The 17,354-nt window shown below is 37.0% G+C and carries 10 protein-coding genes; all 10 read left to right on the top strand.

The annotated features are described in order from the left end of the window. The first annotated feature begins 6 nt into the window (after positions 1 to 6). Entirely contained in the window at positions 7 to 1,929 is a 1,923-nt protein-coding gene (locus tag WKT20_RS01250) for a sulfatase family protein (protein ID WP_118337681.1), read from the top strand. A 159-nt stretch (positions 1,930 to 2,088) separates the two neighbouring features. After that, positions 2,089 to 3,528, top strand: a complete 1,440-nt coding sequence (locus WKT20_RS01245; protein WP_118337682.1) for a family 16 glycosylhydrolase — start codon at positions 2,089 to 2,091, stop codon at positions 3,526 to 3,528. Between the two features lie 19 nt (positions 3,529 to 3,547). After that, positions 3,548 to 6,649: a SusC/RagA family TonB-linked outer membrane protein gene (locus WKT20_RS01240; protein ID WP_340416688.1), complete on the top strand. Its 3,102-nt coding sequence runs from the start codon at positions 3,548 to 3,550 to the stop codon at positions 6,647 to 6,649. Between the two features lie 11 nt (positions 6,650 to 6,660). Further along, entirely contained in the window at positions 6,661 to 8,508 is a 1,848-nt protein-coding gene (locus WKT20_RS01235; protein ID WP_340416687.1) for a RagB/SusD family nutrient uptake outer membrane protein, read from the top strand. A gap of 19 nt (positions 8,509 to 8,527) precedes the next feature. After that, the gene (locus WKT20_RS01230) at positions 8,528 to 11,269 is read left to right on the top strand and encodes a SusC/RagA family TonB-linked outer membrane protein (RefSeq protein WP_118337685.1); all 2,742 of its coding nucleotides are present in this window, start codon (positions 8,528 to 8,530) and stop codon (positions 11,267 to 11,269) included. 17 nt (positions 11,270 to 11,286) lie between these two features. Beyond that, positions 11,287 to 12,978, top strand: a complete 1,692-nt coding sequence (locus tag WKT20_RS01225) for a RagB/SusD family nutrient uptake outer membrane protein (protein WP_340416686.1) — start codon at positions 11,287 to 11,289, stop codon at positions 12,976 to 12,978. Between the two features lie 22 nt (positions 12,979 to 13,000). Beyond that, complete coding sequence (locus WKT20_RS01220; RefSeq protein ID WP_340416685.1) at positions 13,001 to 13,855, top strand: hypothetical protein; 855 nt, start codon at positions 13,001 to 13,003, stop codon at positions 13,853 to 13,855. Between the two features lies 1 nt (position 13,856). Continuing rightward, positions 13,857 to 14,273: a hypothetical protein gene (locus tag WKT20_RS01215; protein ID WP_340416684.1), complete on the top strand. Its 417-nt coding sequence runs from the start codon at positions 13,857 to 13,859 to the stop codon at positions 14,271 to 14,273. A 124-nt stretch (positions 14,274 to 14,397) separates the two neighbouring features. Beyond that, positions 14,398 to 15,792: a sulfatase-like hydrolase/transferase gene (locus WKT20_RS01210; RefSeq protein WP_340416683.1), complete on the top strand. Its 1,395-nt coding sequence runs from the start codon at positions 14,398 to 14,400 to the stop codon at positions 15,790 to 15,792. Between the two features lie 71 nt (positions 15,793 to 15,863). Then, positions 15,864 to 17,351 carry a sulfatase family protein gene (locus tag WKT20_RS01205; RefSeq protein ID WP_340416682.1) on the top strand — a complete coding sequence of 496 codons (1,488 nt, stop codon included), beginning with the start codon at positions 15,864 to 15,866 and terminating at the stop codon, positions 17,349 to 17,351. Positions 17,352 to 17,354: the final 3 nt, after the last annotated feature.

Raw genomic sequence — 17,354 nt, 5'->3', positions numbered from 1 at the left:
ACTAATATGGAACGATTTTTTTTATTGACAATGGCAGGTTTTTTACCTGCCATTGCAAACGCAGCAACAGATAAAGCAGAACATGATTTGCCACGTCCTAATATTTTGTGGTTGACATTTGAGGATACATCCCCACAGTTTATAGGCTGTTACGGTGACAGTCTGGCAAAAACTCCCACAATGGATAAACTTGCCGCAGAAGGAGTGAGATTTACTTCAGCCTTTTCTACTGGAACAGTGTCCTCTCCAAGCCGGTTTTGTCTTATTACTGGAATGACACCAACTACTATGGGTACAGGGAATCACCGTAGTCATTATCCAATACCGGATTTTGTTCATGGTTTTCCCAAGTATCTGAAAGATGCCGGATATTATACGTCTAATAATTATAAGACCGACTATAACAATGCAAGTGAGCGTAGGATGATAGCTGAGTCATGGAATGAAAGTTCAGGAAAAGCGGGGTGGTGGAAACGTAAACCGGGACAACCATTCTTTGCAGTATTCAATAGTCCGCACAGTCATCAGTCAAGGACAATGACAAACCCATGGGAAGTTTATGAGAAGCAGGTTCTTAAATGGATAAATGAGAAAAGAAAAACAGCCATTGACGTCCCTTTTGATATGCCGTCATTCTACAGAAATACTCCGGAGATGCGTAAACGGATGTCAAGGGTGTATAATTCAATTTCTTTGACAGACCAGCAGTTTGAAGGAATCCTGAAGCGCCTTGAGAAAGATGGGCTGAAAGACAGTACGATAGTATTTTGTTTTTCTGATCATGGCGAAGGTATCCCACGCGGTAAAGGAAGTTCTTTAGGATTGGGATATAGAGTTCCCTTTATAGTGTGGATTCCTGAGATGTATAAGCATTTGTCTCCATGGGGAAGCGGTGTAGTGACCGACCGTCTTGTCAGTTTCGAGGACTTTGGCGCAACTGTATTGGCTTTAGCCGGTGTTGACATACCTGATTATATTGAAGGTAAGCCTTTTATGGGAAAGAACTATGTAAAGGATAAAAAGTACGTTTATGGCGCTTGCGATGGTCTTGATTCGAACAATGAGTTGTCCCGTTCTGTAACAGACGGCAAATACATGTACACCAGAGTATTTACATGCCATCAGCCTTGGATAAGATGGATGAGCTATTATGACCACGGGGATATTCAGAAGATAATGCGTAAGGACTTTGCAGCCGGGCTGATGAATGAAGGACAGGCTGCTATTATGAAACCTCGCCAGGCAGAATATCTGTATGATTTGGAAAACGACAAGTGGGAGATGAATAATCTGGCTACAAATCCTGAATATCAGGGAGTACTGAAAGAATTCCGTAAAAAGATGGAACAACATGTTATAGAAAAACGTGATGCTCATTTTATTCCTGAATACAGTTATGCAGAGTATTCTGATAAATATATTCCATATACGCTTAGACAGAATGAAGATATTTATCCGGTGAGAAAAGTTCTTGATGCAGCTATGATGTGTGGTATGGGAAAGTCTGTTATTGCAAAACAAATTTCGTTATTGAAAACTGATAATGATATTGTGAATTACTGGGCTGCACTAGGGCTGTTTGTATCAAGAAAGGAGCTTAAAGCTTACAAGAATGAGTTGAGGAATGAACTTGATAAGATTGACTATCTGTCGGCAAAACTGTATTTGGCAGGTTCTCTATATGATTGTTTTGGCGATAAAGCATCAAAAGAAATATTGGAGCAGGGAATGTTGTCTGATAATATCTATGTTAATAAAGAAACGATGCAGATTCTATTGAATATAGATCTAAAAAAGGCACAAGATTTGTTGCCAGCAGTGCATAAACATATAGAACTATATGGGAAATTAAAGAGCCATGCAGAAGTTGAGAATTTTATGAATGTAGTTCTTCTCAGACTTGAGAAGAAGGAATATAGTTTCTTCTGATATAACCAATATTTGAAGACATAATGGAGATGTATAGTATAATAGTTATATTATACATCTTTTTTCATAAATAGTACATTTTATAGGTTATGTTTTTTTATGAAATTTGCGAAGTCACAATAGATATATATGAGGTTTATTAATCTTATTATTTAATATATGAATAAATATTTCTTATTTTCAATGTTGTTTTTTGCAGGATGTTCTTATCCTGAGATTACTCCTTTCGGTGAAGAGAAAGGGGGGTATGTAGATAAAAGTGAAGGGATTGAACCTGGTCTTTCTCCAATGATAGACCCTACTACAGAACCAGGAGTAATGCCTTATCAGCCTTTTGGTAATATTCTCGGTAATGATTGGGAACTCGTGTTCAGTGATGAGTTTAACGGTGAAGAAATAGACCTTAAGAAATGGAATATTGATGAGTCAACTAAATCTCGTGGCCCTAGACAGCGTCTTGGCATAAACTCATGGTTTTGGAAACCTGAGAATGTTTATCAGAAAGATGGTGATTTGGTATTGGAAGTACATAAGGCCGGGACAGATGTTATGACTAATGGCTCTATAAATAGCTCAAATAAGTTTATGACAAAGTTTGGCTATATGGAATGCAGGGTTAAGATTGGAGATGCAAATAAACTTACACATACGGCTTTCTGGCTTCAAGGGCCTAATATGGGAAATGTTAATGAAACAGGAGCTGATGGAGCGGAGATTGACATTTTTGAGTCTTGCCATACTTATGAACAAGTACAGGTAAATATTCACTATGATGGATATGCAGATGCGCATAGGTCACAAGGCTGGAGATATAGTACTCCTGGAATTCATAGTGACTATCAAGTATGGGGGCTGCTTTGGACTGACAAGTATCTGAAAATATACTATAATGGTATTTTAAAGCATACATTCACCGACCCTAAGCTGATACCTTTAACTCATGAGTTCTTATGGCTGTCAAATGGTGCTTCGTTTGGTGAAGAACTTCCTGATGACGGATTTAAAGCTTTTGAATTAGGAAAGCTTACAGAAACGAGATTTGATTATGTTCGTGTGTGGAGATACAATAGCATTGCCCCTCTCCAACCTTGGAATAACTTGGTGAGAAATGGAGGATTTGACAACAACACTTCTTATTGGACATGTAGTCCTACGGGTAAGACTGCTATAGATACATCACCTAATGGAGCGGAAGAGAACAAAATTTATCATAGAGAACTTACCATGTCAGGAAATACTATGCGATTGACTGATGTCAATGCCAGTGTGCAATTGTCTCAGGATGTTATTGTTACACCAGGTAAAAAGTATACATTCAGTTTTGTTGGAAGAATAAGAGATGCTATAGGAAAATCAGAACCTAATCAGAATACAACTGGAAAGGAGCTTAAAGGACAGATTTTCTCTATAGACGGTAATGAAACCGTATCAGCGGATCCTATATGTACTGTAGAAACACAATCTAGTGAGGACGTATTTATGTCATCAGAATTTACGCCAACAACAGATAAAGTCAGAATAAGAATAGAAAAAGATGGAGGTATTGCATTTATAGACGACGTATATATAAGAGAAATAGAAGCTTCAGAAAATAATTAATCTAATACATAACAAACGTATGAAACACATTAACTTTAAAATCAGTAGAATGAGTTTATGTTTGTCACGTCTTATTTTTGTTATGATGATGTTTGTTCCTTCTGTAATGATGGCAGGCATAAATCAGCAGAACTCTGTCTCTGGAGTAGTAAAAGACGAGAACGGTGAACCGCTCATTGGTGTGAATGTAATAGTAAAGGAAAATCCTACTATAGGAACTATTACGGATTTTGACGGAAACTTTATTCTTTCCGTTCCTTCTGGTGGTAAGACACTTCAGTTTTCTTATATAGGATTTCAGGAGAAGGAAGTTGTTATAGGAAAGAAAAAGACATTTAATGTGATAATGTCTGATGATTCTCAAATGCTTCAGGAAGTGCAGGTCATAGCGTATGGTACACAGAAAAAGGTTACAATTACCGGTGCTTTGTCTTCTGTTGGTGGTGAGGACTTAGTAAAAACTCCGGTTGCATCATTGGGGAATGCTTTGTCTGGTAAAATGCCGGGACTTTCTTCTGTTCAATATTCGGGTGAACCAGGAGCTGATGACCCTCAAATCTTTATTCGTGGAACAGGTACATTGGCCAGTGGTGATTCCTCTCCTTTGATTCTTGTAGACGGAGTTGAACGTTCGTTTTCACAATTAGATCCTAATGAGGTGGATAATATTACAGTTCTAAAGGATGCATCGGCTACAGCAGTATTTGGTGTGCGTGGTGCTAATGGTGTAATTCTTATTACAACAAAGCGAGGAGCAAAGGGAGATGCCAAGGTCTCTGTTTCAACTTCTGTGGGTGTTCAAATGCCTACCCGTCTGCTTGACTTTGTTGATAGTTATCAGTATGCGACTTATTATAATGAGGCGCAGATGAACGATGGTGTGAAACCAGAAAATGTCCGTTTCCAGCCTGAGATTATGGATGCATTCAAGAATCATACTAATCCTATTCTCTATCCGGATATGGACTGGATGGATTATCTTCTAAAAGATGCATCATTCCAAAGCCAGCATAATGTAAGTATTTCAGGGGGAACAGATAAAGTTAAATATTTTGTTTCTGCGGGCTTGCTGACTCAGGATGGTTTGTTCAAAAATTTTGGTGAGGATTATAATGGTAACTTTAAGTTCAAACGATACAACTATAGAGCGAATCTCGATTTTCAGGTTACTAAAACAACTCAGCTTGCTGTAAATATTGGTGGACGAGTAGAAGACAAGAATAAACCAATATCATCATCATCAGATGCTGAATTGTTTAGAATGCTTTATAGAGCAACTCCTTTTTCGGGTGCCGGTATTGTAGATGGCAAATGGATAAAGAGTAATCCTGACTATATACCACAAGTTGGTGAAGATGCTCTTAATGCTTATTATGGACGTGGATTTAAAACAACGGTAAACAATGTTCTTAATACAGACTTCCAATTGACTCAGAAACTTGATGTAATAACAAAAGGTCTTTCTTTAAGGCTGAAAGGTTCATATAATAGTAATTTCGTCCATACCAAACAGAGGGCAACTACTACTCCTTATTATAATCCGATAATAGATGGTGATGAAATAGGTTATCGTAAGTTTGGTAGTGAAGGCGAACTTAACTATTCTGAATCCAGAGATGCTTTTAGAGACTGGTATGCAGAGTTGTCTTTAAACTATCATAGAAAATTCGGTAAACATAATGTGTCTGCTCTTGCCTTGTATAACCAGTCGAAGAAGTATTATCCTGCGACCTATCCTGATATACCTACAGGATATGTTGGATTAGTAGGACGATTGACGTATGATTATGCTACACGTTATCTTTTTGATGTTAATGTAGGATATAACGGTTCCGAAAATTTTGCTCCAGGTAAACGATATGGACTGTTTCCGGCAGTATCCGTTGGATGGGTGATGTCGGAAGAAAAGTTCATGAAGAAGCAATCTTTAATTTCATACCTGAAATTCAGAGCTTCTTATGGAGTTGTTGGTAATGACAAAATCGGAGGTCAGAGATTTATGTATCTTGACGGTAAATATGCTTTTGGCGGCGGATATAACTTTGGTATTAATATCAATACAAATCAGTCTGGAGCATATGAAGCTGCCTTGGGTAACCCTAATCTGACTTGGGAAAAAGCTTACAAGCAGAATTATGGAGTAGATATGACAATCTTTAATGACAGATTGAAGATAAACTTTGATTATTTTTATGATCACAGAAAGGACATCCTAATTACAAGAACAAGTTATCCTGGTTTTATTGGTTTTGCACCTACGGCAGAAAACTATGGTATAGTGGATAACCGTGGATATGAAATATCACTTCAGTGGACAGATAAAATAGGAGATAATTTCAGATATTGGATAGGTGCAAATCTTTCGCATGCAAAGAATAAAATTATTGAGATGGATGAAGTTCCAAGAAATGAGGAATATCTGTATAGAACAGGATTGCCTGTCGGGCAACCGTTTATTAGGAAGTTCTGGGGATTTTATGATGAAAATGCTAATGAAAGGTATAAAGAGCAGTATGGAAAGGATATAGCCGATCATGGAGTTACACTCCAGCCTGGTGACTGTGTATATGTAGATTTGAATGATGACGGAGTAATAGATGATGATGATATCAGACCTGCTGGATATACTGACAATCCTCAATATTCAGGAGGATTGAATATGGGCTTTAAATGGAAAAAAATTAATTTCAGTATGACATGGAGTTATGCATGGAATACTTCAAGAATGCTTTCGGAAACATTCAGAGTTCCTTTGGGAGAGACAAATACTTATAGTATGCTTACTTCAATGTATGACAATAGATGGACACCTGAAACTGCATATACAGCAACTTTGCCAAGAGCAACGCTAGTAAATAAGTCCAATAACTACGAAAATTCAGACTTGTTCCTGGTTGATGCAGATTATTTGCGTTTGAAGAATGTTGAGATTTCATATATGTTTGATGGACCTATAATTAAGAAAATAAAATTGAATAATTTGCGAATTTTTGTTAACGGATATAATCTGTTAACATTTGATAAACTTAAAATATCAGATCCAGAATCAAAAACTGCTGAAAATAAACCGGAATATCCTGTAATGCAGGTTTATAATGTAGGGTTAAAACTTAATTTTTAAATTGATTAATCATGAAGAAATTTTTTCAACTCATATGTTCCTTTTTTGTCGCATTAGCATTCAATGCTTGTGTTGAAGACTTTAAAATAGGAGATAAGTTTCTTGAAAAGGCCCCAGGTGTAGATGTGACTCAAGATACAATTTTTGGAAAAGCAGAATATGCCCGTAAGTTTTTATGGGTGTGTTATGATAGGATGTATTATGGGCTGCCTTCTGCATGGAATGCAATTGATGGTAAAATGAATCAGGGAATGTTTGAGTGCTTGTCTGATTGTTGGCATTCACACATGAATTGGGATGAAGTGTCGCGTACATATTATGTTGGAGGATATTATGCCAGTATGGAGGACTGGTCTACGCATACAAGATTTGGCTTCAATAGAGAAGGTTGTTGGGAGGCGATTCGCTCTGCCTGGATTTTTATTGAAAATATAAATAAAGTTCCTGATATGGATGAAACGGAAAAACAACGTTTAGCAGCAGAAGCCAAGATGATAATTGTAACCCGGTATTTTGACATGTACAGACACTTTGGTGGATTACCGTTGGTAAAACGGTCTGTTCAGATTGGAGACAATTTAACTGTGCCCAGAGCAACGGTACAAGAAACCAATGATTTTATGATAGGACTTATTGACGAAGCCAAAGATTATCTTCCCTGGTCTTTAGATGAAGTAGATAGAAGTAATTGGGATGGCAGGTTTACAAGAGCTGGAGCTTTAGGTCTAAAATGTAAAATTCTTTTATTTACGGCAAGTCCATTGTTTAATGATGATGAACCTTATTGTACAGAACCTCCTCAGGATGCAGTTAATAATTTTCAGGTTTGGATTGGTGCACGTAAGCAAGAGCTTTGGAATCAGCTTCTTGTAGCTTGTGAGGATTTTTTTAATGAAGTAAAGGAAAAAGGTTTCTACAAACTAAATGATGTAGGAGCTAATTATAGAGAAAAGTTTAGAAATGCATATCTACAGCGTGGAAATACCGAAATGTTGATATCTACGCGAATTGGATATACTAATCATGGAACTTTTAGGAATACGTCTTGTCCTGGTGGAGCTTTTACTCCTACTCAGGAATATGTAGAAATGTTTCCAATGGCTGATGGAACTCCTTTTGATTATGAACAGTCTGTAGTGAAGAAGAATATGTTCTTCTCAGAGAATAATCCTAATGCTCCTTCAAGAGACCCAAGACTTTATGAAACAGTACTTGTTCCGGATGCAGCATTTCAGGGTCATCCTGCACAGATGTGGGTAGGCGGAAGAGAAATGCAGCAGAATTCTGTAACAGAATCTGGTGAGTATGCATCCGGTTATGGGCTGTATAAATTCATTCTGGACAAGACAACCAGTAACGGTAAGCCTACAATTTGGCCATACCTCAGGATGGCTGAAATATATCTGACTTATGCGGAAGCTTTGCTTGAAAATGACCGTATAGAAGAAGCCATAAACCAGGTTGATATTATAAGACAGAGAGTAGGCTTAGGAGGATTGAGAGATGTAGTATTGGGTGAGAACTACAGTAAAGAAGATGTCCTTAATGAAATCCTGCGCGAACGGGCTTGTGAACTCGGTTTTGAAGATGTACGTCTTTTTGATATGTGCAGGCGTAAGATGGAAGACAGGTTCAGATTGCCTCTGCATGGTCTTAGAGTGAGAAGAACAGATGGTGTGGAAGAACCTTTTACAAGTGGAACTCGTCCTACTGATTTCACATACGAGAAATTTGAATTTGCAAATAGAGCCCGTACATGGTGGAAAGAAGGTGGTTTCAGCTCGAAATGGTATCTTACAGCATTTCCTCCTAGTGAAATTAATAAAGGTTATGGTTTGACTCAAAACCCCGGTTGGTAAAATATTAATCTGATATACAATGAAAAATAAGATAATTTTTATAACATGTTTGGCATTGAGTAGTGGCTCTGTTGTCAAAGGACAGACAGCTGTTGCAGACAGTTGCTATTTGAATGAGGGTACTGCTGCTATTTCAACTGTTACATATGAAAGACTTGAAAAGAACTCTTCATTAAGTTTGCAGAACTCTTTGTTTGGAGAAGTTCTTGGACTTACCTCAATGCAAGGAATGAATGGTATATGGGACGAACGAGCTTCTTTATCGATTAGAGGCTTGCAGTCTCTTTCAAATAATGGTATTTTGATTCTGGTAGATGGAATTGAACGCCCTATTGCAGATTTGACAGTAGAGGAAGTTGAGTCCGTATCTGTATTAAAAGATGCAGCAGCTGTTGCACTTTATGGATATAAGGGTATTAACGGTGCTTTATTGGTAAAGACAAAAAGAGGTCGTGAAGGAAAAATGGATATAAAAATAAGCTATGACCACGGATTTAACCAGCCTCTTTATCTACCCGATATGGCAGATTCATATACTTATGCAAAAGCCATGAATGAAGCATATGCAAATGACGGAAAGTCTCCGCGTTACAATCAGTTTGAGCTGGAAGCATTCAAGAATGGGAAATACCCTAATTATTATCCAAATGTAGATTGGACAGACGAAGTTATCGGTGATTGGGGAAGTACAAATATTTATAATCTGAGTTTTTCTGGTGGAAGTAGAAAAATGAGATATTATACTCTCTTCAATCTGGAAAACAATAGCGGCTTCTTTAAGAATACAAATACAAATGAAGGATATTCAAACCAGAATGAATATTCAAAAGCTAATATCAGAATGAATCTTGATGTACAAATCAGTCCGTCTACATCACTTCAAACCAATGTCTTAGGTATACTTACAGAATATAATCATTCTTCATACAATACAATAGTAGATCAGTTATATACAGTTCCATCTGCTGCATATCCGATTAAAACAGAAGATGGTATATGGGGAGGTGATTTCGTCTGGGGTGGTTTAAACCCTGTAGCAAATCTCCAGGCAAAAGGGTATTCCAGATCTCACGCAAGGACATTGATGGCTGATATGAAACTTACCCAAAAACTGGATTTCATAACTCAGGGATTGGGAGCATATGTCAAGCTGGCTTATGATAATTCTTCAACATTCTGGGAAATAAGAACAAAAACATATTCATATGCGGCGGATAAAGTATCTTATATGTATGATATTCCAAGTTCTGTTACCAGGGTAACTGGAGGGAAGGATACGGAATTGACTTTCACAAAAAACATGAATGGACCGATGTATTACAGATTTAACTTTGACGGTGGTTTTGATTATAACAGAACTTTCGGTAAGCATAAAGTATATTCATTGTTAAGTTGGAGATTCCTTCATGATGTTCAGAAAGACAGAAATAATACTATAAACCAGCAGTATCTGACCTCATATACAAATTATGGGTTTATGAACAGATATTTTGTAGACTTGGCATTAGTAATGTCCGGCTCGAATAGATTGCCTGATGGATATAAGTTTGCATTCTCTCCTACAGTATCTGCTGCATGGAATATTACAAGAGAAGATTTTATGAGAAACCAAAGTGTCTTTGACTTGCTTAAGCTGAGGGCATCTGCAGGTATCTTGCATTCTGATTATGTACCTTCGTGGAACTTTGATGTCCAGAATTTTGGTGGTGGAGGCTCTTACTGGTTCGGCAATAATAAAGTGTCGGCAGGTGGTACACAAGAAAGTAGATTTCCTACAACATACTTCCGTCATGAAAGAGCGATGAAATATAATGTAGGTCTTGATGCCAGATTGTTTAATTCATTGTCGTTGACTGCTGATGCTTACTATCAGAAAAGAGACAGAATAATGGTAGTAAATAATAATGTATCATCGATATTGGGTGTAAATCTTCCATATTCACCGCAAGGTAGAGTTGATAGTAAAGGAGTGGAATTGGGATTGTCATATGATAAAACTATTGGAAGTCTGACTATAAATGCAGGAGCAAGATTTACCTTGTCTAAGAATGAAGTGATTGAGAATCTCCAGGCTCCAGTAGCTTATGATTATCTCTCTACTACAGGTGTACCTGTAGGACAGCAATATGGTCTTGAGGCTATAGGATTCTTTAAGGATGAGAAGGATATAATGGACAGTCCTAAACAACTGTTTTCTGATGTTCGCCCTGGTGATATTAAGTATAAAGACCAGAATGGTGATGACTTTATAGATGAGAATGACAGAATAGCAATAGGATACAATATCAATGTACCGGAAATATATTATGCCTTTAATCTTGGTATGGAATATAAGGGATTTGGTTTTGATGCTCAGTTCCAGGGGGTAGGCAATTATAGTGCATGGATGACAGCAAAGGGGCTTTATCGTCCTTTGGTAAACAATACTACTATTTCTAATTATTATTACGAAAACAGATGGACTCCAGAAACACCTGATGCAAAATTTCCAAGACTTACTTCTGTTGAGAATGCCAATAATACCCAAAACAGTACATTGTGGATGACGGATGCTTCATTCTTGAAACTACGCCATTGTGAGGTATACTATAAGTTCCCGTTGAAATTAATTTCAAAAGCAAGAATGAAAACAGCAAAACTTTATGTGAGAGGTATGGACCTGTTTTCTATAGATAAGATAGAAGTAACCGATCCTGAGGTTACAGGTATTTCTTATCCGGTTGACAGATCAATACATGTGGGATTTGCTCTTAATTTCTAATACTAAAATTTGATAATATGAAACTTAAAAAAAATATATTTGTATTTGCTGTAGCTTCATTGTTCATACAGGGATGTAGTGACAGAATGGATTATAATGAGCTCACTGAATATAACAAAGAACAGGTATTCTCTTCGTTCGATAGGGCAAGACAGTTTGTCACTAACATATATTCTATGATGGAAAACGGACTGCTAGGTTACGATAACGGTGCGACTTTGGCAAGTGCATGCGATGAAGCTGTATGTGCATGGGAAGGATCAAATGTAAACTATTTCTTTAATGGAGCCTGGAGCTCTTTAAAACCGTTGACTTCTACATGGAGTGATTCTTACTGGGCTATTCGTGCTTGTAATTTCTATCTTGAGAACTGTAACGATTATACATTCGAGGATTATAAGTACAATAAGGATTATCTGGACCAGATGGAAAGATATAACCGTTATCAGTATGAAGTAAGATTTTTGAGGGCCTACTTCTATTTTAATCTTGTCCGTACGTACGGTGATGTTCCATTGATAAAGGAGACACTTACTGATAAAGAAGCTAATTCAGTTTCCAGGACTTCAAGTGAGGACGTTTTTTCTTTTATCGTTGACGAGTGTGATAAGATAATGAACAAATTGCCTGACGACTATAATCAGGTTACTTATGTTGAAACCGGTAGAATTACAAGTTTGACAGTTGCTGCTCTAAAAGCAAGAGCTTTAATGTATGCTGCCAGCCCTTTATTCTATAAAGGTGATAATGTAAAGGAAGCCTGGCACAATGCTGCAAAAGCTAATAAGGATGTTATTCAGATGAGCGCAAAACTGGGAGTGATTTTTGGGGCTTATACTGATTTATGGGGTGAATCTAATTTCACTGCTTCGGAGGTGATTTATGCAAGACGTTTGGGAAACTTGAATTCTTTCGAATATAATAACTATCCGATGGGAGTTGAAGGAGGCAAATCCGGTAACTGTCCTTCACAGACTTTAGTCGATGCGTATAGGATGAAATCGAACGGTAAGCTTTGGAATGAAGAAGGAAGTGGATATAACGAAACTAAACCATACGAAGGAAGAGACCCAAGACTTGAGGCAACAGTAGCATATAATGGGATGATTGGATGGCCTGCTTACAATACTAACGAACTTCAGACATATGAAGGTGGATTGAACGGACTACCATTGGTTGGTGCGACTCCTACAGGGTATTATTTGAAGAAATATTGTGACAAAACAGTAGATTTGAGACCATCGAAAGTAAACCAGAAATTTCATTCGTGGGTAATTTACCGTTTAGGAGAATTCTATCTGAATTATGCAGAATGTGTGTATAATTATTTTGAAGACCCGGATCAGAAGAATTCAGAGTTACCATTAAGTGCAGTTGATGCCGTAAACTATATTAGAAATAGAGCGAATATGCCTGAACTATCTACAGGCTTAGGAGAAAGTTTTGTTGACGTTTACAGGGATGAAAGAATGGTAGAACTTGCTTTTGAAGGGCATAGATTCTGGGATGTAAGACGCTGGATGATAGGTGATACACAGAAGACAGTGGATGTTATGAAAATCAGTAAGACTGCAACAGGCTTTACTTATACGCGTGAAACCATTCAGCGTAGCTGGGATGATAAAATGTATTTCTTCCCATTGCCTGATGCTGAAATAAGAAGAAACATTAATCTTGTTCAGAATGAGGGTTGGACTATTGGAAAGTAAGTAATTTAAAAAGATTTGTGTTATGAAAATATTAAATATGTTTTTTTGTGGAATATCCTTTTGTTGTATGACATTTGCACAGAAGGTTCCGGAAGGAGATATAATTAAAAATTTGGTAGTAAATGGGAGTTTTGAAAATCCTGATAAGACTTGGGTTCCTGGCGAGAACTGGTGGTTTAATCCTAATGGAAATATGGCTTTTGACGGAACAAAAGATGATTCGTATTTACAGTATGCCATAACTCCTCCAACACTAAGATTCTCAAATGGTCCTAAAAATATGATGATTGCTCAGGATATACAGGTCGAACCAGGAGAAACTTATATATTTTCTTACATTGCAAGAATTCATGAGTCTATCAGTATTAGTGGTAAGAATCCTGTTAAGGGAGACAAGCATTTGGATGGATTCATTCAGAATATGTCAGTAAATCCTGTAAAAAATATATTAACAGTAAAAGTGAGTTCACATATAAATAAAGTTTATGAACATGAGTTTACTGTGCCAGAAGGTTGTACTAAAATTAAAGTTTTATTCCAGAAAACAACAAATGGTGTAGCTTTTCTTGACGATGTGAAAATATACAAATTAGGAGGAACTGATACAGAAGAACCTGAAGTTCCTGCAGAAATTGTCCCACGTCCTTCTTTAATGTTGTCAAACCTGACTAAAGAACTTACCATGTCGGAAATACTTCCTGATACAAAAGTTACAATTACTTCCCCCAAAGGTGAAATAACTGAATTCCCAGAAGGAAGTCCTGAAATTAAGTTCAGTTTTGAAGGGAAACCGACAGGTAACTATACTGTAGAACTTAAAGGAAGTCAGGCTAAAACTTTTATTATTAACACTAGTTCTTTAAATAAGGAGGAATGATATGATAAACTTAATATCTAAATATTCGGTATTATTTCTTTTATTATCTTCATTTGTGTCATCATGCACTAAGGAAGAAGTTTTAGAAGTAAAAGAAGTTACAGGGCCTTATAAGACTACCCAGCTATCAATAGAAATGAAGGTAGAGGATTCTGCAAATCCCAATTTTAAGCCTGTAAACATGCTGTTCTCAGCATTGATGAAAGCATCAGTTCATTGGGGAGATGGTGTGGTAGAAGATGCAAACGGAGAGCTTCAACATAAATATAAAGAAGATGGTGAGTATATCCTTGAAGTAAAGGGAGAAGAGAAGTGCCCGTCATTTTATATATCAAATGTAAATTATGTAGAGGTGATAAATTGGCCTGTTGCCGATGAAACTCCTGTTAATGAAAGTGCTACTACTATTGAAGAATAATTCCGCTAAAATATGAACTCCGACAGATCAATCTGTTGGATTCTGTTGGAGTTTAAGGCTTTTATATAAACCATTTATATGGAATTCAATTATGGTATATTCTTAAAACAGAAAAAAGACAATTATGAATGCTAAATTAGTTTGTGCTGTATCAACAATGATAACTTGTTGGGCTACAAATTGTACTGCTGAAAATTCTTTGAATAAACCAAATATTCTTGTAATTCTTCTCGATGATGCCGGTTACAATGATTTTGGATTTAACGGAAGCAAGGATTTACTGACTCCCAATATCGACCGACTGGCTGCCGATGGTACCGTTTTTACCGATGCTCATGTATCGGCATCTGTAAGCGGCCCCTCTCGTGCTGGTATATTATCTGGTAGATATAACCAGAGATGTGGGTATGAATGCAATCTTGGAGATACATTAGGATTGGGACTGAATGAGGAAACAATTGCTGATGTTTTTTTAAGAAACGGATATAACACATCTTGCATCGGAAAATGGCATCAGGGAGATGCTCCTGAATACCATCCTAATAGAAGAGGGTTTGAACATTTTTATGGCTTTATTGCAGGAAGCCGTTCTTATTTTTATCGTCCTAATAGGGATGATAAGCCGGGAGATGTTCATAATCTACAGTATAATGGTAAACAGTTGAGTTTTAATGGATACATGACCGATGTTTTGGCTGATGCAGCTGTGGATTATTTGGATAAACAGAAAGGATCAGGTAAGCCTTTTATGATGTATCTTGCCTTTAATGCTGTTCATACCCCGATGGAAGCTACAAAAGAGGATATGGCAAGGTTTGAAGGGCATTCCCGTCAGAAACTTGCAGCAATGACTTGGGCAGTGGATAGAGGAATAGGAAAAGTGGTAGATAAACTTAAAAAGGAAGGTATGTATGAAAACACCTTGATCTTTTTCTTGAGTGATAATGGAGGGGCACATAATAATCAGTCTTCGAATTACCCTTTAAAAGGTTTTAAGGGGAATAAATATGAAGGGGGAATAAGAGTACCTTTCTTTATTACGATGGGTGGTAAATATAAAGGGACGTTTGATGGTTTGTCTTCTTCTTTGGATATCTTTTCTACTTCAATAGCTGCTGCAGGGATAGATAAAGAAAGTCTTAAAAATCCTATTGATGGTGTAGATTTGATACCATATATAAGTGGTGAAATGAGCGGTAATCCTCACGATATATTATTCTGGAGAAAAGAAAAATCGTCTGCTGTAAGAATGGGTGATTACAAACTTATCAGTGTGGAAGGTTTAGGGCAAAGGTTGTATAGTCTTAACGATAATTTGGGTGAGGATAATGATTTGAGAAAAATCAATCCTGAGCTGTGCAAAGAAATGACAGATAAATATAAAGAATGGGAGAAAGGTATAATAACTCCTATGTTATGGGATGAAGGTGTATGGCATGAAGTTACAAGGGAAACACACAGACAACTTATGAATAACGAAAAAGTTACTGTATTTACTCCTGATGACTTGAAGAAATAATACTAGTTTTATACATCTAATTGGTGAAATTGTACATTTTGTATGATATCGGTAATTTTTATTTTTGCAACATGAACTTATATAACTTTAATATAATGAAAATCGGATTTATCATACCTTCATTAGCATCTTTAGGCATTGCAGTTAATGCCCAAAATCTTCCCAATGTGATATGTATATTAGCCGATGATATAGGATATCAAGACCTTAGCTGTTATGGTGCCAGGAAAATCTCAACTCCTAATCTTGACAACCTTGCAGCAAATGGAGTACGCTTCACAAATGCGTATTCTCCGGCCTCCACTTCATCTCCTTCAAGATATGCCATGCTGACAGGAGAATATGCATGGAGAAAAAATGTGGGTATATTGCCAGCAGATGCTCCTCTGAGCATATCGCAAGACAATATTACATGGCCTAAGATCATGAAAAGACTGGGGTATAATACGGCTATTGTCGGTAAATGGCATCTTGGAGTTGGAGAGAAAGGTACTCCTGTGGATTTCAATAGCAGTATTAAAGCCGGACCTCTTGCTGTAGGATTTGATTATTGTTATTATTTTCCAGGTACTAACGATAGGGTTCCTTGTGTATTTATTGAGCAGGACAAAGTTGTGGGGCTTGATTCTAATGATCCTATTCAGGTATCATATAAAAAGAAAGTTGGAGATTGGCCTACGGGAAAAGAGAATCCAGAGAAACTGGTCTTGAAACATCATTTAGGACATAATAATACAATAATCAACGGTATTGGGAGAATCGGCTGGATGACGGGAGGAAAGTCCGCATTGTGGAATGATGAAACAATGGCGGAAGATTTATGTAATAAGGCAATAGAATATATAAAGGAGAATAAAAAGAAGCCTTTCTTTTTGTATTATGCACCTCAGAATGCTCATGAACCCAGAGTCCCTTCAAGGCAGTTCAGAGGAAAATCAAAAGCAGGTATTTATGGTGACGTGATAGAGGAGTTTGATTATTGTGTAGGAAGAGTTATTCAGTGTCTTAAAAATGAAGGGTTGTATGATAACACTATTATTATAGTATCAAGTGATAACGCTCCAATGATTAAGGAAGGTTATGATGATGGTGCTTTGGAGAATATTAACGGTCATAATCCTTATGGAAATCTTCGTGGAGAGAAATATTCATTGCATGAAGGAGGAACAAAAGTTCCGTTTATTTTTTCGTGGCCGGATAGGATAAAAGAGCCTTTTTTACAGGAACAACCTTTCTGTTATATGGATTTGATGGCTACCATACCTTCTTTGATAGGTCATAAACTTGATAAAAATAATATGGTTGATACTGAAGATGCTTCAGAGCTTTTTATAAAGGAAAATGCAGGATTGTATCGTCAGTTTATATGTACCCAGAATAACGGTGGTGATTTGTCACTGAGAATGGGAAAATGGAAGTTTATTCCGGGAAAACCGGGTGTACAGGCTGAACTTTATAATTTAGAGGAAGACCCGTCTGAGATACGGAATGTGAATTTTGCATATCCGCAGATTGCATGGAAGTTTAGGCAATATATTAAAACCTTAAATAAGAAATGATTT

This window comes from Phocaeicola sp. ICN-14070, assembly GCF_037892625.1.
Lineage (GTDB): Bacteria > Bacteroidota > Bacteroidia > Bacteroidales > Bacteroidaceae > Phocaeicola > Phocaeicola plebeius.
Note: the sequence above shows the minus strand (reverse complement) of the source record. Positions and strands in the feature narration are given on the sequence as shown.

Excerpts from the sequence above, each read along its gene's own strand:
- WKT20_RS01250 (WP_118337681.1), top strand. The coding sequence starts at position 7 with ATGGAACGATTTTTTTTATTGACAATGGCAGGTTTTTTACCTGCCATT.
- WKT20_RS01245 (WP_118337682.1), top strand. The coding sequence starts at position 2,089 with ATGAATAAATATTTCTTATTTTCAATGTTGTTTTTTGCAGGATGTTCT.
- WKT20_RS01240 (WP_340416688.1), top strand. The coding sequence starts at position 3,548 with ATGAAACACATTAACTTTAAAATCAGTAGAATGAGTTTATGTTTGTCA.
- WKT20_RS01235 (WP_340416687.1), top strand. The coding sequence starts at position 6,661 with ATGAAGAAATTTTTTCAACTCATATGTTCCTTTTTTGTCGCATTAGCA.
- WKT20_RS01230 (WP_118337685.1), top strand. The coding sequence starts at position 8,528 with ATGAAAAATAAGATAATTTTTATAACATGTTTGGCATTGAGTAGTGGC.
- WKT20_RS01225 (WP_340416686.1), top strand. The coding sequence starts at position 11,287 with ATGAAACTTAAAAAAAATATATTTGTATTTGCTGTAGCTTCATTGTTC.
- WKT20_RS01220 (WP_340416685.1), top strand. The coding sequence starts at position 13,001 with ATGAAAATATTAAATATGTTTTTTTGTGGAATATCCTTTTGTTGTATG.
- WKT20_RS01215 (WP_340416684.1), top strand. The coding sequence starts at position 13,857 with ATGATAAACTTAATATCTAAATATTCGGTATTATTTCTTTTATTATCT.
- WKT20_RS01210 (WP_340416683.1), top strand. The coding sequence starts at position 14,398 with ATGAATGCTAAATTAGTTTGTGCTGTATCAACAATGATAACTTGTTGG.
- WKT20_RS01205 (WP_340416682.1), top strand. The coding sequence starts at position 15,864 with ATGAACTTATATAACTTTAATATAATGAAAATCGGATTTATCATACCT.